Annotated in this window: 23 protein-coding genes; 17 read left to right on the top strand and 6 right to left on the bottom strand. The window is 61.7% G+C overall.

Annotation, left to right across the window (positions count from 1 at the left end):
• Positions 1-117: 117 nt before the first annotated feature.
• The gene (locus GTW23_RS01475) at positions 118-294 is read right to left on the bottom strand and encodes a YdcH family protein (protein WP_152007514.1); all 177 of its coding nucleotides are present in this window, start codon (positions 292-294) and stop codon (positions 118-120) included.
• A gap of 212 nt (positions 295-506) precedes the next feature.
• Here GTW23_RS01475 and GTW23_RS01470 point away from each other — a divergent pair, with 212 nt between their 5' ends.
• The 6 genes from GTW23_RS01470 (at position 507) to GTW23_RS01445 (ending at position 4,391) form a co-directional block, all read left to right on the top strand.
• Positions 507-710 (top strand): YdcH family protein, encoded by a 204-nt coding sequence (locus tag GTW23_RS01470; protein ID WP_152007513.1) that lies wholly within the window; start codon positions 507-509, stop codon positions 708-710.
• Positions 711-724: 14 nt separating this feature from the next.
• Entirely contained in the window at positions 725-1,225 is a 501-nt protein-coding gene (gene purE / locus GTW23_RS01465) for a 5-(carboxyamino)imidazole ribonucleotide mutase (RefSeq protein WP_252914357.1), read from the top strand.
• The gene (locus GTW23_RS01460) at positions 1,222-2,319 is read left to right on the top strand and encodes a 5-(carboxyamino)imidazole ribonucleotide synthase (protein ID WP_252914356.1); all 1,098 of its coding nucleotides are present in this window, start codon (positions 1,222-1,224) and stop codon (positions 2,317-2,319) included. The genes purE and GTW23_RS01460 overlap by 4 nt, the downstream gene beginning before the upstream one ends.
• A 150-nt stretch (positions 2,320-2,469) precedes the next feature.
• A complete protein-coding gene (ykgO, locus tag GTW23_RS01455) occupies positions 2,470-2,595 on the top strand; it encodes a type B 50S ribosomal protein L36 (RefSeq protein WP_003497670.1) in 126 nt (41 codons plus the stop codon).
• Between the two features lie 70 nt (positions 2,596-2,665).
• Positions 2,666-3,271: a tetratricopeptide repeat protein gene (locus GTW23_RS01450; RefSeq protein WP_252914355.1), complete on the top strand. Its 606-nt coding sequence runs from the start codon at positions 2,666-2,668 to the stop codon at positions 3,269-3,271.
• A gap of 106 nt (positions 3,272-3,377) precedes the next feature.
• A complete protein-coding gene (locus tag GTW23_RS01445) occupies positions 3,378-4,391 on the top strand; it encodes an alpha/beta fold hydrolase (protein ID WP_152007509.1) in 1,014 nt (337 codons plus the stop codon).
• Positions 4,392-4,430: 39 nt separating this feature from the next.
• Here GTW23_RS01445 and pyk read toward each other — a convergent pair whose 3' ends face one another.
• Both pyk and GTW23_RS01435 read right to left on the bottom strand, forming a co-directional pair.
• Complete coding sequence (gene pyk / locus GTW23_RS01440; protein ID WP_152007508.1) at positions 4,431-5,870, bottom strand: pyruvate kinase; 1,440 nt, start codon at positions 5,868-5,870, stop codon at positions 4,431-4,433.
• Entirely contained in the window at positions 5,870-6,265 is a 396-nt protein-coding gene (locus GTW23_RS01435) for a DUF1036 domain-containing protein (RefSeq protein ID WP_152011409.1), read from the bottom strand. The genes pyk and GTW23_RS01435 overlap by 1 nt, the downstream gene beginning before the upstream one ends.
• Positions 6,266-6,565: 300 nt before the next feature.
• On the opposite strand from GTW23_RS01435, the gene GTW23_RS01430 reads away from it, so the two are divergent.
• Together GTW23_RS01430 and GTW23_RS01425 are read left to right on the top strand one after the other, a co-directional pair.
• Positions 6,566-7,348, top strand: coding sequence for an N-formylglutamate amidohydrolase (locus GTW23_RS01430; RefSeq protein WP_252914354.1), 783 nt, complete (start codon positions 6,566-6,568; stop codon positions 7,346-7,348).
• Between the two features lie 126 nt (positions 7,349-7,474).
• Entirely contained in the window at positions 7,475-7,741 is a 267-nt protein-coding gene (locus GTW23_RS01425) for a DUF2312 domain-containing protein (RefSeq protein WP_152007506.1), read from the top strand.
• A gap of 184 nt (positions 7,742-7,925) precedes the next feature.
• Here GTW23_RS01425 and GTW23_RS01420 read toward each other — a convergent pair whose 3' ends face one another.
• Positions 7,926-9,710 (bottom strand): peptidoglycan L,D-endopeptidase MepK, encoded by a 1,785-nt coding sequence (locus tag GTW23_RS01420; protein WP_244615102.1) that lies wholly within the window; start codon positions 9,708-9,710, stop codon positions 7,926-7,928.
• Between the two features lie 235 nt (positions 9,711-9,945).
• Entirely contained in the window at positions 9,946-11,484 is a 1,539-nt protein-coding gene (locus GTW23_RS01415; RefSeq protein ID WP_252914353.1) for a sigma-54-dependent transcriptional regulator, read from the bottom strand.
• Positions 11,485-11,687: 203 nt separating this feature from the next.
• Here GTW23_RS01415 and GTW23_RS01410 point away from each other — a divergent pair, with 203 nt between their 5' ends.
• From GTW23_RS01410 to GTW23_RS01375, 8 genes are all read left to right on the top strand, one after another.
• Positions 11,688-13,535: a M3 family oligoendopeptidase gene (locus tag GTW23_RS01410; protein ID WP_252914352.1), complete on the top strand. Its 1,848-nt coding sequence runs from the start codon at positions 11,688-11,690 to the stop codon at positions 13,533-13,535.
• A 93-nt stretch (positions 13,536-13,628) separates the two neighbouring features.
• Complete coding sequence (locus tag GTW23_RS01405; RefSeq protein WP_252914351.1) at positions 13,629-15,080, top strand: homospermidine synthase; 1,452 nt, start codon at positions 13,629-13,631, stop codon at positions 15,078-15,080.
• Positions 15,081-15,215: 135 nt separating this feature from the next.
• Positions 15,216-15,578, top strand: coding sequence for an outer membrane lipoprotein Omp10 (omp10, locus tag GTW23_RS01400; protein ID WP_152007502.1), 363 nt, complete (start codon positions 15,216-15,218; stop codon positions 15,576-15,578).
• Between the two features lie 19 nt (positions 15,579-15,597).
• The gene (locus tag GTW23_RS01395; protein ID WP_252914350.1) at positions 15,598-16,851 is read left to right on the top strand and encodes a phenylacetate--CoA ligase family protein; all 1,254 of its coding nucleotides are present in this window, start codon (positions 15,598-15,600) and stop codon (positions 16,849-16,851) included.
• 140 nt (positions 16,852-16,991) lie between these two features.
• Entirely contained in the window at positions 16,992-18,935 is a 1,944-nt protein-coding gene (locus GTW23_RS01390) for a 5'-nucleotidase C-terminal domain-containing protein (RefSeq protein ID WP_252914349.1), read from the top strand.
• A 180-nt stretch (positions 18,936-19,115) separates the two neighbouring features.
• Positions 19,116-20,162: a ferrochelatase gene (hemH, locus tag GTW23_RS01385; protein WP_252915545.1), complete on the top strand. Its 1,047-nt coding sequence runs from the start codon at positions 19,116-19,118 to the stop codon at positions 20,160-20,162.
• A 155-nt stretch (positions 20,163-20,317) separates the two neighbouring features.
• A complete protein-coding gene (locus tag GTW23_RS01380) occupies positions 20,318-21,349 on the top strand; it encodes an SPFH domain-containing protein (RefSeq protein ID WP_252914348.1) in 1,032 nt (343 codons plus the stop codon).
• A complete protein-coding gene (locus GTW23_RS01375; protein WP_152007499.1) occupies positions 21,346-21,801 on the top strand; it encodes an NfeD family protein in 456 nt (151 codons plus the stop codon). The genes GTW23_RS01380 and GTW23_RS01375 overlap by 4 nt, the downstream gene beginning before the upstream one ends.
• On the opposite strand, the gene GTW23_RS01370 is transcribed toward GTW23_RS01375, so the two are convergent.
• A complete protein-coding gene (locus tag GTW23_RS01370; RefSeq protein ID WP_252915544.1) occupies positions 21,802-22,797 on the bottom strand; it encodes a KpsF/GutQ family sugar-phosphate isomerase in 996 nt (331 codons plus the stop codon).
• A 137-nt stretch (positions 22,798-22,934) separates the two neighbouring features.
• Here GTW23_RS01370 and GTW23_RS01365 point away from each other — a divergent pair, with 137 nt between their 5' ends.
• Positions 22,935-24,536: an outer membrane beta-barrel protein gene (locus tag GTW23_RS01365; protein WP_252914347.1), complete on the top strand. Its 1,602-nt coding sequence runs from the start codon at positions 22,935-22,937 to the stop codon at positions 24,534-24,536.
• Positions 24,537-24,563 lie beyond the last annotated feature (27 nt).

Here is a 24,563-nt window from a genome sequence, read left to right as displayed (position 1 = left end):
TGCGATTGAGGGGATGAGCCCAGCCGTGGAGTTCACCATGGCCAAAAACACATTTCAAAAACAAAAGACGCGGGAAAATTCCCGCGCCTTCGTCATCCTCGTGTCATGCAAATCTGGTCAGTGTTGGGTGTCGGCCTTCAGGCGCTTGATCTCATCCTTCAGCCGGAGCTTGCGCCGTTTGATATCCACGATCATCTCGTCCTGGACGGATGGTCGGGCTTGCACCGTGCGGAGTTCTGCCTCCAGTTCGCCATGCTTTTTCTCAAGTGTGGCAAGGTGAGCATCAATCGACATAAGCGACTCCTTTGTTGGAATGCGCCGGCGCCGGAGCACCGGTGCAAATCGTTAGTGGACACTAAAGAGTGTGCCATGCCTTTTTCGATTTGTCGAAGATGATTTCTTGAACAGGGATAACTTCCCGTTACACCTGTTTTTGTGGTACGAGCGCCGCCATGAAACCCGGACCGGACCATGCGCCGGCAGGGTGCGTAAAACGGGGAAACTGCATGTCCGATCAGGAACAGGCGGAGCTTCGCATGCTGGTGGCGCGTCTGCGTCACGAGCACGAAGACTTCGACGTAGCCATCAATGCAATGATTCAGACTGGCTGCGACCAGCTTCGCATTCAACGCATGAAGAAGAAGAAGCTGGCGATCAAGGACAAGATCACCGAGATCGAGGACCAGATCATACCGGACATCATAGCCTGACCGGGGAGTAGCCGATGACAAAGCCCGAATCACCCAAGGTCGCAGTCATCATGGGCAGTCAATCAGATTGGCCAACCATGAAACACGCGTGCGAGATACTCGACGAGCTCGGCATCAGCCACAAGCCGTTGATTGTTTCGGCTCACCGGACACCGGACCGTCTGGTTTCCTTTGCCAAGAATGCCCGCTCAGAAGGCTTCCAGGTGATCATTGCCGGCGCCGGGGGTGCTGCCCACCTGCCCGGCATGACCGCTGCCTTCACTCCTCTGCCGGTTTTCGGCGTTCCGGTTGAATCCAAGGCCTTGTCCGGCCAGGACAGCCTGCTGTCCATCGTCCAGATGCCGGCCGGCATCCCCGTGGGAACGCTGGCGATCGGCAAGGCCGGCGCCACCAACGCAGGGCTGATGGCAGCCAGCGTCCTGGCGCTCGCAGATGAAGACCTGGCGCATCGCCTCGATGCCTGGCGACAGGCCCGAACCGAGGCCGTGGCCGAACAGCCAGTGGATCGGTCATGAGCTCCGAACCACTCGCACCCGGCGCAGTCATCGGCATTATCGGCGGCGGCCAGCTCGGCCGCATGCTTGCCATGGCTGCGGCCCGGCTGGGGTTCAAGACCATCGTTCTCGAGCCCGACAGCAATGCCCCTGCCGCCCAGGTCGCCAACACCCAGATTGTCGCAGATTACGATGATCCGGAAGCCCTCCAGCAACTGGCGGATCTGTGCGATGTCGTCACCTATGAGTTCGAGAACGTCCCGGTGAAGGCGGTTCAATGGCTTGAGGCACGTGTTTCCGTCAGGCCAGGATCGAAGGCTCTCGAGGTCGCCCAGGACCGGCTGCTGGAAAAGGCCATGGCACGGGAACTCGGCGCGGAAACAGCACTGTTCGCGGCAATTTCCGAGCGCGGCGATCTGGATGAGGCCATGGATATCACGGGGCTTCCCGCGGTCTTGAAGACAACCCGTCTGGGCTACGACGGCAAGGGACAGGCGAAACTCCTGCGCCCCGAGGACGCCGACACGGCCTTCGAGGCCATGCTCGGCCAGATGGCCATCCTCGAATCCTTCGTTCACTTCGAGTGCGAGGTTTCCGTTGTCGCCGCCCGCGGCCTGTCGGGCGAAGTCCGGGCCTATGACGTCGCTGAAAATGTGCACCGCAATCACATCCTCCACACCTCGACCGTTCCCTCCGGCCTCGGACCGGAAGTCCAATCGGAGGCGCTGGAGATCGCTGCGGCGATCGCCCGGCATCTGGACTATGTCGGCGTCTTCGCGGTTGAGTTCTTCGCCGTCCGCGAGGGTGACCGGCACCGCCTCCTCGTCAACGAAATTGCCCCGCGCGTTCATAATTCGGGTCACTGGACCGAAGCTGCATGCGCCATATCGCAGTTCGAGCAGCATATCCGCGCAATCACCGGCCTGCCGCTCGGAGATCCCCGGCGTCATTCCGATTGCGTGATGGAGAATCTGATCGGCGCCGACATTGGCAGGACTGCCGAACTGGCCGGAGAACCTGATGCGGTGTTGCATCTCTACGGCAAGGCTGAAGCCAGACCCGGGCGCAAGATGGGCCATGTCACCCGGATCAGTCCCCGCACGACGCGGTCATGAGCCCGATCAGGACGGGAAAAAGCCGTGCCGGAGTTGACAGCAAATGCCCAAACAGCTACATGCCGTGCCAACCGATGAGCGCGTCCCTGGCTGGCGCGCTTTTGATTGAATAGGCGGCGTTTCCGCCCCGACAACTCGCGGATCAGAACAATGAAGATCAAGAATTCGCTTAAGGCGCTCAAAGCTCGTCATCGTGACAACCGTCTGGTTCGTCGCAAGGGCCGGGTTTACATCATCAACAAGCAGAACCCGCGCTTCAAGGCTCGTCAGGGCTGAAGCCGAAGGCCTCCCGGCCTTCACATAATTTTGCATTTGATATTTGGCGCAGACGGACTAGCTTTCCGTCATGCGCCATTTTTCGTTTTCCGGATTTATCCCCGTTCTCCTCGCCATGCTCCTGGTTGGCGGTTCCGCTGACATATCCGCTTTCGCCCAGAACAGGGCCGAAGCCGACACGGCGTCGGTTCAGCCGGCAGACAGCCTCGACACGCTGTTTGCCGAACTCAAGCGGGAACGAGACGAGAGGCAGGCCAAGCGGATCAGCGAGCGTATCTGGGCTGAATGGCGCGATTCCGGCAGCGCGACGGCAAACCTGCTGATGCAATGGGCCGACAAGGCGGTGACGGACAAGAAGAACAGCCTTGCGCTGGACCTGCTCGACCAGGTCGTCGTGCTGATGCCCGACTACGCGGAAGGCTGGAACCGGCGGGCGACGCTGAATTATGCGATGGGCAATCACGACAAGTCGATGGCCGACATCAGCCGCGTCCTGGCGCTCGAACCGCGCCATTTCGGCGCAATCTCGGGCATGGCCGCCATCATGGCGGCTGCGGGAAACGACGAACTCGAACTCAAGGCCTGGGAACAGATGCTGGAGATCTATCCGGCAAACCGGCAGGCGCAGGAAAGGCTCGGCGAGCTTGCAGACAAGCTTTCGGGCAGCAGAATCTGAAACTTTTCCCCTCCGGCATCCGTAAGAAGCCAGGAAAGCCCCAAACGATTTTCCCATTCATTGGCAGCACCTTCCCATGCTCGCATCAAGACCGGTCCGCACTTCCATGATTATTCTGCTCTCCATTCTCGTCCTGCTCCTGGCAGGTCTCGCCATCTGGACCAGGGCAAAGGCGCGCGACATCGAGGCACAGCACCCCGCGACGGGGGAAATGATCGATGTCGGCGGTTACAGCCTGCACGCCGTGCATGTTCCGCGCCCTTCCGGCGCCGACCTTCCTGCGCTGGTGTTCATTCACGGCGCCAGCGGCAACCTGCTTGATCAGCTGGTGCCGTTCCAGCCGGAGTTGGAAGGCCGCGCCGAGATGCTGTTCATTGACCGGCCCGGCCATGGCTGGTCCGAGCGCGGCGGTGCTGCCAACGACACGCCCGACGGCCAGGCCGCAGCCATCGCCCGCGCGATGCAGGCCAAGGGCATCTCCAGCGCCATCATCATCGGCCATTCCTTCGGCGGCGCCATAGCGGCGAGCTTTGCGCTCGCCCATCCCGAGATGACCGAGGGTCTGGTGTTCCTTGCACCTGCGACCCACGCCTGGCCCGGCGGCATTGCCTGGTATTATGGGCTGACCCGCACACCGGTGATCGGGCCACTGTTTGCCAACACCATTGCGCTACCGGCCGGGTTGACCCGGCTTGAAAGCGGTTCGGCCTGTGTCTTTGCGCCCAATCCGAAACCCGATGACTATGTCAGCAAGACTGCACCGGCCCTGGTGCTTCGGCCCCAGGCGTTCCGCTTCAACGCCATCGACGTCGCCAATCTGAAACCCTATGTCACCCGCGTCGCGTCGCGATATTCGGAGATTGCAAGCCCGACCGTGATCATCACCGGCGACAGTGATTCGGTTGTTCTTGCCCACATCCACTCCGAAGGCCTTGCCCGTGACATCGAGGGCTCGGAACTCGTCTGGATCCGCAATCTCGGCCACAAGCCCGACCATGTGACAACGGATCTTGCGGTCCGTGCCATTGAGAAGGTCGCAGGCCTTGAAGTCGACCTGAAGGCCGCAGCGGCGCGCGCGGAAGCCTCCCTGGCAGAGGACAGCGCCGTCTGCCAAGGTTAGGCTTGTGCCGTCAGACTGATGAAGACGGCCTGCCGGTTCTCAGATGCCCGTCATCCCGTCGGAACCGATATAGGCGATACGCAGCATGTTGGTTGAGCCCGGCGTGCCAAGCGGCACGCCGGCGGAGATGATTATACGGTCCCCTGGCTTCCCGAACTCCTCGCGGAAGGCAATCCGGCAGGCGCGATCCACCATGTCGTCGAGATCGGTGGCATCCTGGGTGACGACGCAATGCAGCCCCCAGACCACCGACAGCCGTCGTGCCGTCTGGATCACCGGTGAAAGCGCGATCACCGGCACCTGCGGCCGCTCACGCGCTGCACGCAGCCCGGTATTGCCCGAAGATGTGTAACAGACGATTGCCGACAGGTTCAGTGTCTCGGCAATCTGCCGTGCCGCCAGCGAGATCGCATCCGCACCGGTGGCGTCCGGCTGCGGGCGCTGGGAATAGATGATGCCGGGATAGTTCGGATCGCGCTCAACCTTGCGGGCAATCGAGGCCATGGTCTCGACAGCCTCGACCGGGTAGTCGCCGGCAGCCGACTCCGCCGACAGCATCACCGCATCAGCGCCTTCGAACACCGCGGTGGCAACGTCGGAAACTTCGGCGCGGGTCGGAACCGGCGCAGAGATCATCGATTCGAGCATCTGGGTGGCGACGACCACCGGCTTGCCTGCCTTCCGGCAGGCGCGGGTAAGCTGCTTCTGGATGCCGGGCACCGATTCGATCGGCATTTCCACGCCGAGATCGCCACGGGCAACCATCAGCGCATCGGACAATTCGATGATCTCGTCGATGCACTCGAGCGCCTGCGGCTTCTCGATCTTCGACATCAACCCGACCCGGCCGCGGGCGATCTTGCGCACCTCGGCGAGATCTTCCGGCCGCTGGATGAAGGAAAGCGCCACCCAGTCGACATCGTTGACCGCGAGCACTGCGTCCAGATCGCTGCGGTCCTTCTCGGTCAGCGCGCCCACACCGAGCGTGGTGTCCGGCAGGCTGACGCCTTTCCGGTCGGAGATCTTGGTGCCGCTCACCACCTTGCAGACGATCGAGGTCTTGTTTGATTCGACCGCCAGCAGCTGCAACCGGCCATCGTCGATCAGAAGCCGGTGTCCGGGCTGAACCGCCTCGAGAATTTCCGGATGCGGCAGATAGACCCGGTTCACATCGCCCGGGAGGTCCTGATCATCAAGCGTGAAGGTCTGGCCAGGTTTCAGCGTCACCGATCCTTCGGCAAACTTGCCCACCCGCAGTTTCGGTCCCTGAAGATCGGCGAGGATGCCAATCGGGCGTCCACAGTTTTTCTCCACCGCACGGATACGGCCGACCAGGGTGCGCATCAGCTCATGGCTCGAATGGCTCATGTTGATGCGGAACAGATCCGCACCTGCCTCATGGAGCTTCTGGATCATCGCCTCGTCCGACGACGCCGGTCCGAGCGTGGCGAGGATTTTTACATTGCGTAGGCGCTTCATCAATTCTGGCTTTCTGGCGCTTCCGGGGCATCCGATAACTGGACCATCCAGCTGCCTTGTCTCCCGGTATCGTACTCTTTGAACCCCACGCGCTGAAAACCACGGGCGAAACAATCCTCTACACCGACAATGCGGAATTCATTGTCGGCGACGCACATGTTGATGTCCCCCGCCCAGCGGCCACCGCCGCCGGCATCCTCGGCATAAAGATAGTAATATCGCGAGCCGAGCTGGCCCTCGATCAGGGTCGCGCAGGAATTGGCGGGAATCTGCCACCAGCCCTCGGTCACCCAGCCTTCCGCCGTGCGATAACCGATCGCGCCGCCGACCAGCGATTGAGTTCCGTTACAGACCCGGAAGTCAGCTCTCGCGTCCTGCGCCGAGGCGAGCATCATCGCTCCGGCAGTCAACGGTATGAGCGCAGCGAATCTGACGATGAGGAGATAGGCTTTTGGCAACTTGCGAAACAACAATTTCGGTCAGTCTCCACTCTCGATTTGTGCTTTGCTTTTTGCGCCGGGGGGCCATGAAAGTCAACGAAGGACGATAGACTAAAGTCAAGAACACCGCCCGCCATGCCTCCGCATTCCATTCTTCCTCACAGACTGCATGATTCGGGCAGTTGCTCGTAGACCAAGCCTGTGCAATTGATCCCCAACCCCTCATACTTTTCAGATCCGGTTCCGAAATCCGTCATGCCAGGCTTCCAGCCATTTGAAATCCTTCCCGGCGATCCCAGCCACGCATTGGTAATCCTGGCCGACCACGCCATGAACCGGTTACCGGCCGAGTATGGCGATCTGGGATTGCCTGCCGAAGCATTCGCACGCCACATCGCCTACGACATCGGCGTTGAGGACGTGACCCGCAAACTCTCCGCCAGGCTGGGCGTTCCCGCAGTGCTGGGCTGCTTCTCCCGCCTGCTGATCGATCCCAACCGCGGTGAGGACGACCCGACCCTGATCATGAAGCTTTCGGACGGCATGGTGATTCCCGCAAACCATCCGCTCTCCGCCGGAGAACGCGAGCACCGTCTCAACCTGTTTCACCGGCCCTATCACGATGCCGTCGCGACCGTGATTTCCGAAACCTGGCGCAAGTCCGGCAAGGCGCCGCTGGTGATTTCGATCCACTCGTTCACCCATGCCTGGAAGGGCGTTCCCAGACCATGGCACGCAGGCGTTTTGTGGGACACGGATCCGCGTGCGGTGCGTCCGCTGATCGATGCGCTGAGTATGGATCCGGCGCTGATCGTCGGTGACAACGAGCCCTATGACGGGGCGCTCAGGGGCGACACCATGCACCGGCATTGCTCGATGACCGGCCTTCCCCATGCCCTACTCGAGATTCGCCAGGACCTGATCGGTCATCCCGAAGGTGTCCAATCCTGGGTCGACCGGCTGGCGCCGATCCTCACGGATCTGACCGCACGGCCGGGCATCCACGAGGTCGAATTGCATGGTTCGCGGGTGGTGTGACGCGCGCCCGCCTCAGACCGGGATTATTCCCCGGGTATGGCGCAAACACCCTTGACCCGAAGCCTCGCTTTGGGCACTTGAAGCCTCACGAACATCACCCCTCGTTGTCCCTACAGGAGAGACCTCATGTCTGATGCCGGCGCAGTCGCCCGCGACCAGCTCCGTTCGATCGTCGAACGCATTGAACGGTTGGAAGAAGAAAAGAAGACCATTGCCGACGACATCAAGGATGTCTACGGCGAGGCAAAGGCCAACGGCTACGACGTCAAGGTGCTGCGCAAGGTCGTCGCCATCCGCAAGCAGGACCAGAACGACCGTCTCGAGCAGGAAGCGATTCTCGATACCTATCTGCATGCTTTGGGTATGGCGCCCGAACCGGAAGACGCAATCTGACCGGACACGCCTCACTCCTGCGGGAGTGACAGGCCGTGAGACCTTCATGTAAATCCAAAAGCCGCGCATTGTCCGATGCGCGGCTTTCTTGTTTCTTTCCCAAGGGTAAGCCGGCAAGGCACACCGGGAAAAGCCGGACAGGAAATCAGGGTGCGGTACGGCGCAATCTGCGGCGGTACATGCCTCAGTCGCCGAATCGGGCCACCGTGATGAAGTTCACCGCCGATCCGGTGAACTGGCTGTGCGGAAGCTCTCCGCCATCAGGGGAAAATCCGTTTGCATAGACCACTTTGGGCGCTTCCCTCAGCTGCGCGCCGACAAACCTGCGCGGCTTTCCGGGTTCCGAAGCCATGGTCTTCATCCGGTCCTGGGCAAGGGCCCATTTCGAGATGATCCTGTCGGTCAGCATGGGTTCGGTACGGATCGAGCTGCGTTGCGGCTGCTCCGCGGCAATCGAGGCTGTCGGACGGGCGCCCTTGCGGGCGGAGGAGGCGCTTGTCGAAAGGCTGCCGACCCGACCGCCGCGCGAGACAGGCTCAAGCGAGGCCACCTCGATTTCCCGCGACGCGGTTACCGGAGCCCTGTCACCGGCGCGCTCTCCCGGCCTGCGGATCGGAAGCGGAATAAAGTCTTCCGCCGAGGGCAGAGTTGCAGCTGCTGCAACCGGCCCACCGTTCTGCGCGTCTGCGGCCCGGTCAACCAACGCGGCGGCAATCTGCAGATCTTCCGCGGCCTGTTCCGTGGTACCGACCTCCATGCGGGCCTTGATCAGGTTCGGTACCGGCAAGGCGGCCAATTCCACCGCTGCGGGTTGGGCTTCATTTGCAGGCTGGCTCGACCGTTCACTGAGCAGTTGCGGTATTGGCGCGCGAATCGAGGCCAGGTCGACAAGCCCGGACTGGGCTTCAGGCTCGAGCGCCGGGGCCGCAACCTCGGCATTTGCGGCGGCGGCAAACGCGTTGATTTCGCTCTGCGCCGGCAAAACGGGATTGGGCGGAGCAAGTGCTGCCACCACCACCGGCTGCGGCTCTTCGATGACCGGCCGCGCCACAGGAACCGGCGGCTGCAAAGGCAAGACCAGGGCAGTCTCCACGGCAGGCGCGACCTGCGCAGGTGCATCGAGAACCCCTGGCAGAGCGGCAACCTCCGTCTGTGGCGGAGCCGGGACCGGCTTCGGCGCAGATGCGACGGCATCTGGTTCTTCATCCTCGTCACCACCGCCAAACAGGGCGGCAAGCAGACCACCGGAACGTTTGCTGTTGCCGGAATCGCCGCTGCTGGTCGAGACGATGGCTCCGCCGCGCCTCTTGTAATCGGCAAGCGCGGTCTGGTAGCCGGGCAAAGGCTTTCCGTCCGGTGGCAGGTGCAGGGTCTTGCCATCCGGAAACAGCTTGACCAGTTCCGGCCTGCTCATCCGCGGCCATGCACGCACACCGGCAACATCGAGATGGACAAAGGGCGATCCGGATTTCGGATAATATCCAACCCCGCCGCCCTGCAGCTTCATGGCCGTGGCGCGAAGCTTGCTCAGGCTGACGCCGGGGATGTAGAAATCCATTGCCTTGCCGAGCGTGTGCTGGCTTTTCTTGGCTTGGCCGCCGCGTGTCCGCCGCAGCATGTCGTTGGTCGCCGGAGACCGGTAGGCAGACACGACATTGATGTAATCACGCGCGCCGACCTGCTGGTAGACCTCCCACACCAGATCGAACAGCCTCGGATCCATGTTCGTCGGCTCATTGCGCCGCCAATCCCTGAGGAACCGGTTGAGCTTGTTCAGCCCGGCCTTGTCGTAACGGCCATTGCGTTTGAAAACGATCTCGGCCTTTTCCTTGGTGTGGATGTAGTAGAGCTTGAGAGAACGGGTCTCGGCAAAGGCTTCAGGCGCGGCGGCAAATCCCGCACAGGACGCGATGACCGCGATCAGGAGGGCACGCAGCGTAGCGATGCGCGCGATGTGCCAAAAGCGCACATTGCTGCGACAAGCAGCCGTAGGCAGTACTGATACTGTTTTCAATGTCGCCAATGCTGTCCCCGGACGCCGGAAAACCGTTACAGATCACCATTTGGTGATCAAATGCGGTGACACAATGGCAACCGCTGCCACGCATCGCTGCAGGGACACTTATAGTGAATGATCACTTAACAGGGAATGAAGCAGATCAAACAGGCAACACTATTTTCCTTACCAGGTGGAAATCACCCGCTCACGCCGCCTCCTGATCCGGATCGTCCGGGTTGATCGCGTAGTCCTTGAGCTTCCGGTAGAGCGTCGAGCGGCCGATGCCGAGCCTGCGGGCAACCTCGCTCATCTGTCCGCGATAGAACGACAAGGCAAACCGGATCAGTTCCTCCTCGACTTCCGCAAGCCTCCGCACCTCGCCCTCCGGCGTCACGGCGTTCACCGCCGGCATGCCCGTGTCGACCGGAAAGCTCGGTTCGGCGAGAACCGGATCGGCAGTGGGGTCGGCGTGAGCGGCTTCTTCCCGCTGCGCCAGTCCCGGACCCTGAGGTGCCTGCAGAGACACAGCCTGGGTTTCGTCTCCGGCTTCCAGCCCATCAAGCTTGTAGCCGGGAATCTGCGCGGCAATCTGCGGGAACAGGTCGGCGGTCAGCGTTTCGCCGTCGCACAGCACGATGGCCCGGTGAATGGCGTTTTCAAGTTCGCGGATATTGCCGGGCCAGTCATGTGCGGTCAGCAGCGCCATCGCATCCGGAGCGATGCTCCGAATCCGCTTGCCGCCGATGGCACCCGCAAATCGCTCGGTGAAATGACGCACCAGCTGCGGAATGTCTTCCTTGCGCTTGCGCAGGGCCGGAACATGGATCGGGAAGACATTGAGCCGGTAGTAGAGATCTTCCCTGAAACGCCCAGCCTTGACCTCTTCGATCAGATCCTTGTTGGTCGCCGAAATCAGCCGGATGTCAACCTTCCTGGGCATCCGCGAACCGACGGTCTCGATCTCGCCCATCTGCACGGCGCGCAACAGCTTGACCTGGATTTCGAGTGGCAGTTCACCAACCTCGTCAAGGAAGAGGGTACCGCCATCAGCTTCGGTGAATTTGCCCGCATGGCGTTCGGTTGCGCCGGTGAACGCTCCCTTTTCGTGTCCGAAAAGAATGCTTTCGACAAGATTTTCGGGAATTGCCCCGCAATTAACGGTCACGAACGGTTTGTTGCGCCGGATGCTTTCGGACTGAATCGCATGGGCGATCATTTCTTTGCCGACACCCGACTCGCCTTCGAGAACCACCGGAATGGTCGACGCCGCAGCCCGCTTTCCAAGCGAGATCACCCGTTCCATGGCGGGGCTTGCCGCCACGATGCCATTGAAGCCGACGTGACGCGGCGAGGGAATTTGGGAGGAAGTGATCCGCGCGGCCTTCAGCGCGTTGCCAAGCGCCAGGGTCAGTCGTTCCGGCGATACCGGCTTGACGACAAAATCGAATGCACCTGCGCGCATCGCCTTGACCACGGTCTCGATACCGCCCTGCCCGGTCTGCACCACCACGGGAATAGTGCTGCCGACCGCCGAGAGCCGTTCCAGCACTTCAAGCCCGCCCATTTCCGGCATCATCAGATCGAGCACAACTGCCGCGAGTTCGTGATCGGGCTCCACCAGGCGGGCGAGAGCCGACCGGCCCTCGTTTGCCAGTTCGACCTCGTAGCCTGCTTTTTCCGCGGCCGCCTTGAGCAGGCGGCGCTGAACCGGGTCGTCATCAACTATCAGAATTCGTTTGGACACGGATCTCGTTTCCTCATTCCCGGTGGAGTCATCAAGGGGTCTGACCATTCCCGGACAATGGCAGCAAAGGCTGAAAAACGGATTTCGAGAAATGTTTGCATTTTAATCGTCGCTGCCGGTAAAACCGGGTGGCGCCTGGCGGGCGCCATTCGATGACCTATTTCCTCACGGGTCCGACACCGATCTTGAAAGAGAGTGCCCTGATGCCGAAATCAATTCTGGACCACGCACCCGTTCGCGCCCCCGCAACGGCACATGGCGCGGATTCTCAGCTTGGGACCCTTCCGGGCTGGAACCTGAGCGACCTCTATCCCGGTCCGGAATCCGCGGAATTCAAGACCGACCTGGCCGCAGCCCGGACCGGCGCACAGGCCTTCGAGGCCCGATGGAAGGGAAAGATTGCCGAAGCCGCGGCGAACACCGGGGATGAAGGCCTTGGTGCGGTGATCGAAGCCTATGAGAAGCTTGAGGAACTGATGGGGCGGATCATTTCCTATGCCGGCCTGGCTTATTTCACCAACACCTCCGATCCCGCGATCGCCAAATTCTACGGCGATGTGCAAAGCACGATGACGGATATCAGCGCCCATCTTCTTTTCTTCGCGCTCGAACTTAACCGCATCGATGACACGCTGATCGAGGAGAGCCTCGGCAAGGATCCGCGCGCCGCCCGTTACACACCCTGGATCCATGATCTCAGGCTGGACAGGCCCTTCCAGCTCGAAGACCGGATAGAGCAGCTCTTCCACGAAAAATCGATGACCGGGCACGCCGCCTGGAACCGGCTTTTCGATGAGACCATGAGCAGCCTCGAATTTACTATTGATGACCAGGCGCTGCCGCTAGAAGTGACGCTGTCTCTGCTGCAGGATGCCGATGGCGCCCGGCGCAAGAAGGCAGGCCTTGCTCTTGCCGAGACGTTCAAGGCAAATCTGCGCACCTTCACCCTGATCACCAACACGCTGGCCAAGGACAAGGAAATATCCGACCGCTGGCGCGGCTTCGAGGACATCGCCGACAGCCGTCACCTGGCCAACCGGGTCGAGCGTCCCGTCGTCGATGCGCTGGCACAGGCGGTGCGCGAGGCCAGCCCCCGGCTGTCGCACCGCTACTACGCCATGAAGGCCCGCTGGCTCGGGCTCGACAAGCTCGAATTCTGGGATCGCAACGCACCTTTGCCCGAGACACCCCGCGAGACAATTGCCTGGGACGCGGCCAAGAACACGGTGCTTTCGGCCTATCACGGCTTTGCGCCCGAAATGGCCGACATTGCCCGCCGGTTCTTCGACCGCAGCTGGATCGACGCGCCGAGCCGTCCGGGCAAGATATCCGGTGCCTTCGCCCATCCCACGGTTCCGTCGGTGCACCCCTATGTGCTGGTCAACTACCTCGGCAAACCGCGCGACGTGATGACGCTGGCGCACGAACTTGGCCACGGCGTGCATCAGGTGCTTGCCGGCGATCAGGGCGCGCTGATGTCGTCAACGCCCCTGACGCTGGCCGAAACGGCGTCCGTGTTCGGTGAGATGCTGACCTTCCGGGCCTTGCTGGCCCGCACCACCGACCGTCGCGAACGCAAGGCGATGCTGGCCCAGAAGGTCGAGGACATGATCAATACCGTGGTGCGCCAGATTGCCTTCTATGAATTCGAACGGCGTGTGCACACCGCTCGCCGGGAAGGCGAGCTGACCTCGGAGCAACTGGGCAGACTCTGGCTCGACGTGCAGTCGGAAAGCCTCGGCCCGGCGGTCAACCTGTCGGAGGGGTACGAGACCTTCTGGGCCTATATCCCGCATTTCATTCATTCGCCGTTCTACGTCTACGCCTATGCCTTCGGCGATTGCCTCGTGAACTCGCTGTACTCGGTCTATGAGAAAACCCCGGACGGTTTCCGCGAACGCTATTTCGAGATGCTCAAGGCCGGCGGGACCAAACATCACTCGGAACTTCTCGCTCCGTTCGGACTTGATGCATCGGATCCAGGTTTCTGGAACCAGGGTCTTTCGATGATAGAGGGAATGATCGACGAGCTCGAAGCCATGGACGGCTGACTTGTCTGATTTCGCTTTATTGTAACAGCGAAGTATGGTTTAGCCGCCGCTACCGCCGCAGACGGCTGCAGCGCCATTTTTGGAGCGAATGACATGTCCCAGCAGGATTATCCGGTTTACGCGGAAATCACCGGCCCAATCGTGATGATAGGGTTTGGGTCCATCGGCCGCGGCACGCTTCCGCTCATCGAGCGCCACTTCAAGTTCGACAAGAGCCGCATGGTGGTGATCGATCCGCGCGACGACGCCGGCGACATGGAAATCCTGGCCCAGCACGGCATCCGTCACATCAAGGCGCATGTGACAAAGGACAATTACAAGGAGCTGCTCAAGCCGCTCCTGACCGAAGGCGGCGGACAGGGTTTTTGTGTCAACCTTTCCGTCGACACCGGTTCGCTTGACCTGATGAAACTGTGCCGCAAGCTCGACGTGCTCTACATCGACACCGTGGTCGAGCCTTGGCTCGGCTTCTACTTCGACAAGGACATGAAGAACTCCGAGCGCACCAACTACGCGCTGCGCGAGACGGTTCGCCACGAGAAGAAGAAAAATCCCGGCGGCACCACCGCCGTGTCCACCTGCGGCGCCAATCCCGGAATGGTTTCCTGGTTCGTCAAGCAGGCGCTGGTCAACCTCGCCAATGATCTCGGCATCAACTTCGACGAGCCCGGCCAGCATGATCGCGAGGCCTGGGCCAGGCTGATGAAGAAGGTCGGCGTCAAGGGCGTCCACATTGCCGAGCGTGACACCCAGCTGACCAAGCTGCCCAAGCCGCTCAACGTGTTCTGGAACACCTGGTCGGTGGAAGGCTTCATCTCGGAAGGACTTCAGCCAGCCGAACTCGGCTGGGGCACCCACGAGAACTGGATGCCGAAGAACGCCAGGAAGCACAAGAAGGGCTGCAAGGCGGCGATCTATCTCGAGCAGCCCGGCGCCAACACGAGGGTGAGGACCTGGTGCCCGACCCCCGGCCCGCAATATGGTTTTCTCGTCACCCACAACGAGTCGATCTCGATTGCCGACTATTTCACCGTCAGGAACAAGGACGGCGATGTCACCTACCGCCCGACCTGCCATTATGCCTACCATCCGGCCAATGATGCGGTGCTGTCGCTGCACGAGATGTTCGGCAACGGCGGCAACGCCCAGCCGGTCCTGCACGTGCTCGACGAGAACGAGCTTGTCGAGGGCCTGGATGAACTGGGCGTGCTGCTCTACGGCCACGGCAAGAACGCCTACTGGTATGGCTCGCGCCTCTCGCTGGAAGAAACCCGCCGTCTCGCGCCCTATCAGAACGCCACAGGCCTTCAGGTGACGTCAGCGGTGCTGGCCGGCATGGTCTGGGCACTCGAAAACCCGCAGGCCGGCATCGTCGAGGCGGATGAGGTCGACTACAAGCGCTGCCTTGAGGTTCAGTCTCCCTACCTGGGACCGGTGGAAGGTCACTACACCGACTGGACGCCGCTTGACGGTCGCCCGGGCCTGTTCCCGGAAGACATCGACAAGAACGATCCCTGGCAGTTCCGCAATGTGCTGGTTCACTGACACCACTCTAATCCCAGCTGTTCCGGCCGGCCGCAAGTCCGGCCGGCAAGTTGCTGCCTTGCTTTCAACACGCCGGCGCTGCATTCTTTCATAGATGGAATCATATTGATGACGGCTCGAGGGGAACACCGGATCATGAACCTGCATCGCATCATCGTCGTGGGCGCCCTTGCCGGGCTGCTTGCCGCCTGCCAGTCGGCCACCTATTCGCCGCGTCCCGTGGCGGTTCAGCCCCAGGGTATCGACGGCCAGTGGACCGATCCCAACGGCATCATCTCGAGCTTCTACAATGGCCGCTTCGAGACCCGCACGACCGACACCAATTCGCTGCTCGCGGAAGGTTCCTACCGCTACGTGTCGGACCAGATCGTGGAGATCGAATTGACCTCGCTCCTGCGTCAGACAACGTCGCGGGTCAATTGCGCCCTCGCCTCGCAGTCGCAGCTCAACTGCACCTCTTCGACAGGAGCCCAGTTCACACTGGTACGACGCGTCTAAGCAAGCACAGGCCTTTTTCATGACCAGCCATTTCGATGATCGCGAAACGCGCGCGCCGGACGCCCGTGAACAGGAAACCTTCGATGGGCTGAGGAAGCTGCTGACCGGCAGTCTCAAGCGGCTTCCGGCGCTTGCCTCATGGCTCGGCAACCCCGATCCCGAAAGCCTGGTCGATCGCGCCGCACTGGCAAGGCTTCCGGTCCTGCGCAAGCCCGACCTGATGCAGATGCAGGAAGCCAATCCCCCCTTTGGCGGTCTTGCCGATCCCGATGCGCTCAAGGGCAACCGCGTGTTCATGTCTCCCGGCCCGGTCTGGGAACCCCAGGGCCTTGGTGTCGACCCTTGGGCCTCTGCCCGCGCCTTGTTTGCAGCCGGGTTTCGTTCGGGTGACCTGGTACATAACAGCCTCGCCTATCACATGACGCCCGGTGGTTTCATTCTTGACGAAGGTGCGCGGGCATTGGGTTGCCTCGTGTTTCCCGCAGGCATCGGAAACACCGAAGCCCAGGTTGACGCCGCTGTCCGGCTCAAGCCGTCGGGCTTCACCGGAACCCCGGATTATCTCAAGACCATTCTCGAGAAAGCCGATGAACTCGGCAGCGATCTGTCGTCCATCCGGCGCGCACTGGTGTCCGGCGGGGCATTGTTTCCGTCGCTGCGCCAGTATTACAGCGACCGAGGCGTTTCAGTGCTGCAGAGCTATGCGACCGCCGACCTCGGCGTGATCGCCTATGAGAGCGCGGACGCCAATGGCGCGCCGCATCCCGGCATGATCGTCAATGAGGACATGATCGTGGAAATCGTCCGGCCTGGTACCGGTGATCCCGTGCCCGAGGGCGAGGTCGGCGAACTCGTTGTCACCACCCTCAACCCAGGTTATCCGCTGGTCCGCTTCGGCACCGGTGACCTCTCGGCAATCTTGCCAGGGGTCTCGCCCTGCGGCCGCACCGGCCAGCGCATTCAGGGCTGGATGGGCCGCGCCGACCAGCGCACCAAGGTCAGGGGCATGTTCGTCGATCCCAAGCAGGTGGCCGAAATCCTCAAGGCACATCCCGAAATCTCCCGCGCCCGCCTCGTGGTCAGCCGCGCGGACGATGCTGACGTGATGACCCTGCTGGTGGAGCCCGCAACCGGCGCCGCTCCTGCTGCGGACAAGATCGCGAAGACCCTGACAGCCATCGCCAAGCTGCGCGGCACAGTGGAAATCGTGGCCCCGTCAAGTCTGCCAAACGACGGCAAGGTGATTGCCGACGAACGCGACTACTCGGCCTGAATCCAGCCAAATCTTCCGCACGGCAGCATCGGGTACTTGAAGTTCCAAGCCGATAGTGAAACCATCACTTCAAGCCTGCCGTGGGTAGCCGCGAAGACGGTATTCTGGCACGCCTTGAGCTGCGAAACAGGGAGTTCTCAATGAACAGATTCATCAAGCACGCGTTGTTGTCGGTCTCGGCCCTCGGGTTGTGTTCAGGCGTGGCATTTGCCGATTACACGCTCAACATCCTGCACATCAACGATCTGCACTCACGCATCGAGTCGATCAACAGGTTCGATTCGACCTGCTCCTCCGAGGACGAGACGGAAGGCAAGTGCTTTGGCGGCATCGCCCGCGTCAAGACCAAGATCGACGAACGCCGCGACGCATTGACCGGCGAGGGCGCCAATGTGCTGGTGCTTGATGCCGGTGACCAGTTCCAGGGCTCGCTGTTCTACTCGACCTACAAGGGCAAGGCCGCGGCAGAATTCATGAACGGCATCGGCTTTGACGCCATGGCCGTCGGCAACCATGAGTTCGACGATGGCCCCGAAGGCCTGCGCGATTTCATCGACATGGTCGAGTTCCCGGTCATCTCCGGCAACACCATCAGCGGCGCCAATTCGGTGCTCGGTGACCGCATCAAGCCCTACATCATCAAGGAAATCGGCGGCGAGAAGATCGCGCTGCTCTCCGTGCTTGCTGCGGACACCGTTGAAACTTCCTCTCCCGGCCCCTCGGTTCTCATCCTCGATGAAATCGACTACCTGAAGGGCGCCGTTGCTCAGATCGAGGAAGAGGGCATCAACAAGATCGTGCTGGTGTCCCATGTGGGCCTCCCCAAGGATCAGCAAATCGCGGCACAGGTCGACGGGATCGATGTCATCGTCGGCGGTCACAGCCACACGCTTCTGTCCAACACCGACGACGGCGCTGCCGGCCCCTACCCGACAATGGTCAACAATCCCTCGGGCGTCGCCGTACCGATCGTCCAGGCCTACGCCTATTCCAAGTATCTCGGCGAAATGAAAGTGACCTTCGATGACACCGGCAAGGTCGTCACCGCCGAAGGCGATCCGCACCTGCTCGATGCCAGCGTCACCCCCGACGAGGCTTTCGCGGCACGCGTCAGCGAGCTCGGCGCCCCGATCGAAGAACTCAAGACCAAGGTGGTTTCCGCGTCCACCGCGGATATCGACGGAAGCCGCGATACCTGCCGCGCCGGCGAATGCGAAATGGGCAACCTCGTCACCGACGCCATGCTCGACCGCGTTGGCGATCAGGGCGTGACCATTGCCATCCAGAACGGCGGCGGCCTGCGTGCATCGATCGACACCGGCGAGATCACCATGGGTGAAGTGCTCACCGTGCTGCCCTTCCAGAACACCTTGGCGACCTTCGAGCTCAAGGGCTCCGACGTGGTCGCGGCACTCGAAAACGGCGTCGGCCAGGTCGAGGAAGGCGCCGGCCGCTTTCCCCAGGTCGCAGGCCTTCGCTACAGCTTCGACAAGACCGCCGAACCCGGTTCGCGCATCACCTCGGTCGAGGTCAAGCAGGGCGATGGTTTCGCGCCGATCGACCCGGAAGCCGTCTACATGGTGGCAACCAACAACTACATGCGTGGTGGTGGTGACGGTTACGCAGTGTTCAAGTCCGGCGGCATGAACGCCTATGACTACGGCCCGGGCCTTGAGCAGGTGGTTGCCGATTATCTGGCCAAGAACAATCCTTACACGCCATTCACCGAAGGCCGTGTGATGGCTGCTGCGGAAAAGCCGATGGAAGAAGCCGCGCCCGCAGCCGCGGAAGCTGCTCCTGCGGCTGAAGCAGTTACGATGCCCGAGCCCCTGCCCGGTTTCAAGGATCTGACCACTTCGGCGCCGATGATTTCCGAAGAAGCCGCGCCGAGCGAGGAAACGGCCGCTGAAACCGCCGCAATGCCCGGCAAGCAGCATGTCATCGCCGCCGGCGACACATTGTGGGATCTCGCGAGAACCTATTACGGCGACGCCACCATGTGGACCAAGATCGCCGAAGCCAATCCTTCGGCCACGGCCAAGGATCTGGTGGTTGGCGAGACCCTGTCGATCCCGGCCGAGTAGGCTTTTTTCCCGACCGAACAACAAGGGCCCGGATCTCCGGGCCCTTTTTATATGCTCAAAGTTCAATATACGCCTGCCCGATGATTGATTTGTCGGCTTCCATCGCTATGTTCCGTCCCAACGATTGTGCACTGCCGAGAAAACAGAGAATTGGACGCGACCTTGAACACTCATGCGATTATGTCCGACGAGACCAGCCGGGCCATTGGCGAGCTGCCGGCGCAACACCCGCCGGTAAAAATCCAGAAGATTGGCGTTCTCATCGTCAACCTCGGCACGCCCGATGGCACCGACTTCACCTCGATGCGCCGTTATCTCAAGGAATTCCTCACCGACAGGCGGGTGATCGAATGGTCGCGCTTCCTCTGGTACCCGATCCTGTTCGGCATTGTTCTCAACACCCGCCCGGGCCGCGTCGGCAAGGCCTACGAGGAGATCTGGAACAAGGATCTCGATGAGAGCTATCTGAGAACCTACACCCGCAACCAGTCCGACAAGCTCGGCGCCGTCCTTGCCTCCCATCCTTCGGTCATGGTCGACTGGGCGATGCGTTACGGCCAGCCTTCCATCCCGGACAAGCTCAACGCGCTCAAGGATGCCGGCTGCGACCGCATTGTTTTGTTCCCGCTCTATCCGCAATATGCAGCGGCAACTACGGCGACGGTCAACGACAAGGCGTTCCAGGCCATGATGGACATGCGCTGGCAGCCGGCGCTCAGGACCGTGCCGCCCTATCACGACGATCCCGCCTATATCGAGGCGATCGCCCAGTCGATCGAGACCCATCTCGCTGGGCTCGACTGGGAACCGGAAATCGTGCTGGCCTCGTTCCACGGAATTCCGCAGTCCTACTTCCTCAAGGGTGACCCCTATCACTGCCAGTGCCTGAAGACGGCGCGGCTGGTGCGTGAACGGCTGGGCTGGTCCAAGGAGAAGCTGATGCCCACCTTCCAGTCCCGCTTCGGACCGGAAGAATGGCTGCAGCCCTACACCGACAAGACCGTCGAGAAGCTCGCCAAGGACGGCGTCAAGCGCATTGCCGTGATCAACCCTGGCTTCGTTTCCGATTGTCTTGAAACGCTTGAGGAAATCGCCGGCGAAGCAGGCGAGATCTTCCACGAGAACGGCGGCGAGCAGTTCACCCACATCCCATGTCTCAACGACAGCGATGGCGGCATGCAGGTGCTCGAAACCATCGTCCGCCGGGAGCTTCAGGGCTGGGTCTGAAGCCGGGTGCCTGCCGGCTGCCACGGTTCCGACGCGCAAACCGGCAGGCAATATAATCGCCCTGGAAGATTGCAAGCTTTGACAAGACCCACTACCTGTTTTGGCGTGGCTGCAGCAACCGCCACGCCGGATCAGGGCAGAGGAGGTCTACGGGCATGTTGGGACTGGACATCACGGTCATCGTCGTCGTTGTCATTGCGATCCTGGTTCTGTTTTCAGGAATCAAGACCGTACCGCAGGGCTTTGCCTTCACCGTCGAACGTTTCGGGCGCTACACAAGGACGCTGACGCCGGGCCTGAACATCATCGTTCCCTTCGTCGACCGCATCGGCCGCAAGATCAACATCATGGAGCAGGTGCTCGACATTCCCACCCAGGAAGTCATCACCCGCGACAACGCCTCCGTGTCCGCCGATGCCGTGTCCTTCTACCAGGTGCTCAACGCGGCGGAAGCAGCCTACCAGGTTTCGGATCTCGAACAGGCGCTGCTCAACCTGACCATGACCAACATCCGCTCGGTGATGGGCTCCATGGATCTTGATGAGCTTTTGTCCAACCGCGACGCCATCAATGACCGCTTGCTGCGCGTCGTCGACCAGGCCGCCGCGCCCTGGGGCATCAAGATCACACGCGTCGAGATCAAGGATATTGCGCCTCCGCTCGATCTGGTCGAGGCCATGGGCCGGCAGATGAAGGCCGAGCGCGAGAAGCGCGCCGATGTGCTTGAAGCCGAAGGCTCGCGAAACGCGCAGATCCTGCGTGCCGAAGGCGCCAAGCAATCCGCCATTCTCGAGGCGGAAGGCCGGCGCGACGCAGCATTCCGGGATGCCGAGGCCCGCGAACGCCTGGCGGAAGCCGAAGCCAAGGCGACGCAGATGCTGTCGACCGCCATTGCCGAGGGCGATATCACCGCAATCAACTATTTCATCGCGCAGAAATACACCGAAGCGCTGGGCCAGATTGCATCGGCACCCAACCAGAAGGTGATCCTGATGCCGCTGGAAGCTTCCTCGCTGATCGGCTCTCTGGGCGGGATCGGCGCGATCGCGCAGGAAGTGTTCGGCAAGGATGGCGGCGATGGCGCCACGCCGGTTGCAAGGCGCACGCCCGGCCAGCCGCCACGCCAGCCGCGCCCGACGACAACACCCGGATATCCTGCCGCTCCGCAGGGAGACCAGGAAACATGATCGCTAGCATCGTCGCCGAGCTCGGTCCGTGGAGCTGGTGGATCATCGGACTGGTCTTTCTCGGCCTCGAGATCCTGATCCCCGGTGTCTTCCTGCTCTGGGTCGGACTGGCGGCCATGGTGGTCGGCGTCCTGTCGTTCCCGCTCTGGGGCACCGCTTTCTGGGGGTGGCAGGTCCAGCTGGTCGTCTTTGCCGCCCTCGCCCTCGCTTTCGCCATGATCGGCCGCCGCATCTCCGCTTCCAGCGCGGAAAGCGATCAGCCCATGCTCAACCGCCGCGTCGAAGGGCTGGTAGGCCGCACCGCAACACTGGAAGACCCGATTTCCGAAGGCAAGGGTCGGATCCGGCTCGATGACACGACCTGGATCGTTCAGGGCCCCGACTTGCCGGCCGGCACGCGGGTCCGCATCACCACGGCTCAGGCCGGTGGGCTTACTGTCGAACGGGCCTGATCAGGCGACGCCGATCCTCAACAGATCGTGGAAATGGACGATGCCGATCGGTGACAGGTTCTGGTCGGTCACCATCAACGCGCCAATCGAATTCTTGTTTAGAATCGCCATCGCGGTGCTGGCCAGCGCGGTCGGCGCGATCGTCTTGGGCTGGCTCGTCATGATCGCATCAATCGGCTGATCGACCAGGTTGCGGCCCAGATTGCGGGCCACATCGCCGTCCGTGACGATGCCGATAAGGCGTCCGTCCGGCCCGGTTACCCCGACACAGCCGAACTTGCGCTGTGACAGCGTCATAATCGCCTCTGGAGCCGGTGTTCCCGAGGGAACCAGCGGAACCGAATCGCCGGTGTGCATCACATCGGCCACATGCGCCAGCGTCGCACCGAGTTTCCCGCCCGGATGGAACGTGTGAAAATCGCCCGCGGTAAATCCCTTGGCTTCGAGCAGGGCAACCGCAAGCGCATCGCCAAGCGCCAGTTGCATGAGTGTCGAGGTTGTGGGCGCAAGCCCGTGCGGACAGGCCTCCTGCTCGCGCGGCAGCAGCAGCACGATGTCCGCCTCCCGCCCGAGCGCGGAATCCGCGCCCGCCGTAAAGGCGATGAGCGGAATTCCAAAGCGGCGCGAATAGGCCAGAATGCCCTTCAACTCGGCACTTTCACCTGACCAGGACAACACAATGATTGCATCGTCCTTGGCAATCATGCCCAGGTCGCCGTGATTGGCTTCCGCGGGGTGGACGAAATGCGCCGGCGTACCGGTGGAAGCCATTGTCGCCGCGATCTTCGCACCGATATGGCCGCTCTTGCCGACGCCGGTCACGATGACCCGTCCGGAGATCACTCCAAGGGTTTCGACCGCCCGGGCGAAAGCTTCAGCCAATCCGTTGTCGAGCGAAACAGCAAGCGCCTCGAGCCCGGCTTTCTCGGTCTGGATGGTGCGAACGGCCGAGGCCAGGATCTCGGTGTTCGTAAAGTCTGGCAGGATCTTCTTCATCTGGCCCGAATACCCCTTACCCGCTTGCGTGTCCATCAACCACATCAGTGATCAGCAAAGCTGCCGATCGAAACCTTGCGTTAACCACAAGTGTTTACGCTTTGACAAGATTTGGACAAGTCCGGAACCCGACACGCATGCGCAACCGCATCAAGACGGCACAAACACGACTGGCGGTTGGTCGCAACGGCTTTCGGATCAGCGTGTCGGCAATCTGTGTCCTGTCGGCACTCGCTCCGGCCGCATCGCAGACACTTGGAAATCAAAGTGCCTCGGAATCACCCTATCAGTTACGCGGCACCACCGGCAGCAGCGTCACAGGTACGGCCAGTGCGGCCTCGACGCTTTACGGAGCCCTCCCTGCGGCCCGCCCGACGGGCGCCATATCATCATCCGGGGTCGGCGATGCGGGGAGCCTGGGCGCAACCAGCGCACGGCCGACCGGCGCGGGCGGGTTTGACGCAAATGCATCGGCGGAAGATCTGACCGGATCCATCGGCTCTCCGACGGGTCTCAGCCAGGCCGATCAGGATTATGCTGCCAGCCTTGCCCGCCAGAACGAACGTGTGGGCACCATCGACGGCCTGCCACTGGATTCCTCGTCGGATGCAGCCGAATTGCCGGGATTTGCCATCGGAACTCTGACCCTGCGCCCAACGCTCGACCAGCGCATCATCCGCGAAGCCGTGCGTTTCGGAACCTCGAAAACAAGCCGCACCTACAGCCAGACCAGCCTGTCCGGAACCCTTCAATCCGACTGGTCGCGTCATCAATTGAGCATCGACGGAACCGGAACCTGGCAGGAAAACATTTCCGGGACCGGCACCGAATCCCCGAGCGCCGACATCAACGCGCGGCTCGATCTCGATCTTGTCAACGACATCACGGCACGCCTCGGCGCAGGATACAGCTATTCTCAGGAAAGCCGCACAGACCCCAACGCCATATCAGGCGCGTCCACCCAGTCCGGCATTCATGAATTGCGGGCCAGCATTGGCCTTCAGAAGAACCTTGGGCTTCTGCGCGGAACCACGGGGCTCGAAGTCACCCGCAGGATGTACGGAAACGCCACGCTGCCGGACGGCACCAGCATTTCCGCCGACGACCGCGATACGCTCGGGGCAAATCTGACCGGCCGCATCGGCTATGAACTGTCGCCGGCACTGGTGCCATTTCTGGAGGCATCGATCGGCCGGGAGAAGTACGACCAGCGCGTCGATTCAACCGGCGCCGAACGCTCTTCCAACACCTATGCCGTCCGCGCCGGGGCAGAAGTCGACCTTGGCGAGAAGCTTTCGGGCGAATTTGCCGCCGGCTATGTCTTCCGCACCCTGGACGACAACAATCTGGCGGATATCTCCGGCTTGAGTGCGAACGGGGAGCTCAACTGGTCCCCGGCACGCGGAACCGACGTCAATTTCGGGCTGGCCACCACACTTGAATCGGCCACCATTGCCGGACAATCGGGCGCCATCGTCTATGAGCTTGATTCGACCCTGACCCAGCAGATCCGCAGCGACGTGGTCGCAAGGCTCGGCGCAACCGCGAGCTATCGCGACTACGACAGCGGAAGCGGCCGCTCCAACCAGCGCAGCTACGGCGCATCGGTCGGCCTGACCTGGAGCGTCAACCGCTATCTCGATCTGGAAGCCGACGCCAGTTACGAGCGGACCGAGGAACCCGGCGCGACCGATGAGGAAACAACCCGCATCGGGCTTGGTCTCAAGCTTCGGCGGTAGCGACAGGCGGGATCAATGAACCCCGCC

It is taken from the genome of Parahoeflea alexandrii, assembly GCF_024105735.1.
Taxonomy (GTDB): domain Bacteria; phylum Pseudomonadota; class Alphaproteobacteria; order Rhizobiales; family Rhizobiaceae; genus Hoeflea; species Hoeflea alexandrii.
This window is presented reverse-complemented; position numbering and strand designations above follow the sequence as displayed.

What these genes read in the sequence shown, in the direction of transcription:
- GTW23_RS01475 (WP_152007514.1), bottom strand. Translation starts at nt 294, where the DNA reads ATGTCGATTGATGCTCACCTTGCCACACTTGAGAAAAAGCATGGCGAA.
- GTW23_RS01470 (WP_152007513.1), top strand. Translation starts at nt 507, where the DNA reads ATGTCCGATCAGGAACAGGCGGAGCTTCGCATGCTGGTGGCGCGTCTG.
- purE (WP_252914357.1), top strand. Translation starts at nt 725, where the DNA reads ATGACAAAGCCCGAATCACCCAAGGTCGCAGTCATCATGGGCAGTCAA.
- GTW23_RS01460 (WP_252914356.1), top strand. Translation starts at nt 1,222, where the DNA reads ATGAGCTCCGAACCACTCGCACCCGGCGCAGTCATCGGCATTATCGGC.
- ykgO (WP_003497670.1), top strand. Translation starts at nt 2,470, where the DNA reads ATGAAGATCAAGAATTCGCTTAAGGCGCTCAAAGCTCGTCATCGTGAC.
- GTW23_RS01450 (WP_252914355.1), top strand. Translation starts at nt 2,666, where the DNA reads ATGCGCCATTTTTCGTTTTCCGGATTTATCCCCGTTCTCCTCGCCATG.
- GTW23_RS01445 (WP_152007509.1), top strand. Translation starts at nt 3,378, where the DNA reads ATGATTATTCTGCTCTCCATTCTCGTCCTGCTCCTGGCAGGTCTCGCC.
- pyk (WP_152007508.1), bottom strand. Translation starts at nt 5,870, where the DNA reads ATGAAGCGCCTACGCAATGTAAAAATCCTCGCCACGCTCGGACCGGCG.
- GTW23_RS01435 (WP_152011409.1), bottom strand. Translation starts at nt 6,265, where the DNA reads ATGATGCTCGCCTCGGCGCAGGACGCGAGAGCTGACTTCCGGGTCTGT.
- GTW23_RS01430 (WP_252914354.1), top strand. Translation starts at nt 6,566, where the DNA reads ATGCCAGGCTTCCAGCCATTTGAAATCCTTCCCGGCGATCCCAGCCAC.
- GTW23_RS01425 (WP_152007506.1), top strand. Translation starts at nt 7,475, where the DNA reads ATGTCTGATGCCGGCGCAGTCGCCCGCGACCAGCTCCGTTCGATCGTC.
- GTW23_RS01410 (WP_252914352.1), top strand. Translation starts at nt 11,688, where the DNA reads ATGCCGAAATCAATTCTGGACCACGCACCCGTTCGCGCCCCCGCAACG.
- GTW23_RS01405 (WP_252914351.1), top strand. Translation starts at nt 13,629, where the DNA reads ATGTCCCAGCAGGATTATCCGGTTTACGCGGAAATCACCGGCCCAATC.
- omp10 (WP_152007502.1), top strand. Translation starts at nt 15,216, where the DNA reads ATGAACCTGCATCGCATCATCGTCGTGGGCGCCCTTGCCGGGCTGCTT.
- GTW23_RS01395 (WP_252914350.1), top strand. Translation starts at nt 15,598, where the DNA reads ATGACCAGCCATTTCGATGATCGCGAAACGCGCGCGCCGGACGCCCGT.
- GTW23_RS01390 (WP_252914349.1), top strand. Translation starts at nt 16,992, where the DNA reads ATGAACAGATTCATCAAGCACGCGTTGTTGTCGGTCTCGGCCCTCGGG.
- hemH (WP_252915545.1), top strand. Translation starts at nt 19,116, where the DNA reads ATGTCCGACGAGACCAGCCGGGCCATTGGCGAGCTGCCGGCGCAACAC.
- GTW23_RS01380 (WP_252914348.1), top strand. Translation starts at nt 20,318, where the DNA reads ATGTTGGGACTGGACATCACGGTCATCGTCGTCGTTGTCATTGCGATC.
- GTW23_RS01375 (WP_152007499.1), top strand. Translation starts at nt 21,346, where the DNA reads ATGATCGCTAGCATCGTCGCCGAGCTCGGTCCGTGGAGCTGGTGGATC.
- GTW23_RS01370 (WP_252915544.1), bottom strand. Translation starts at nt 22,797, where the DNA reads ATGAAGAAGATCCTGCCAGACTTTACGAACACCGAGATCCTGGCCTCG.
- GTW23_RS01365 (WP_252914347.1), top strand. Translation starts at nt 22,935, where the DNA reads ATGCGCAACCGCATCAAGACGGCACAAACACGACTGGCGGTTGGTCGC.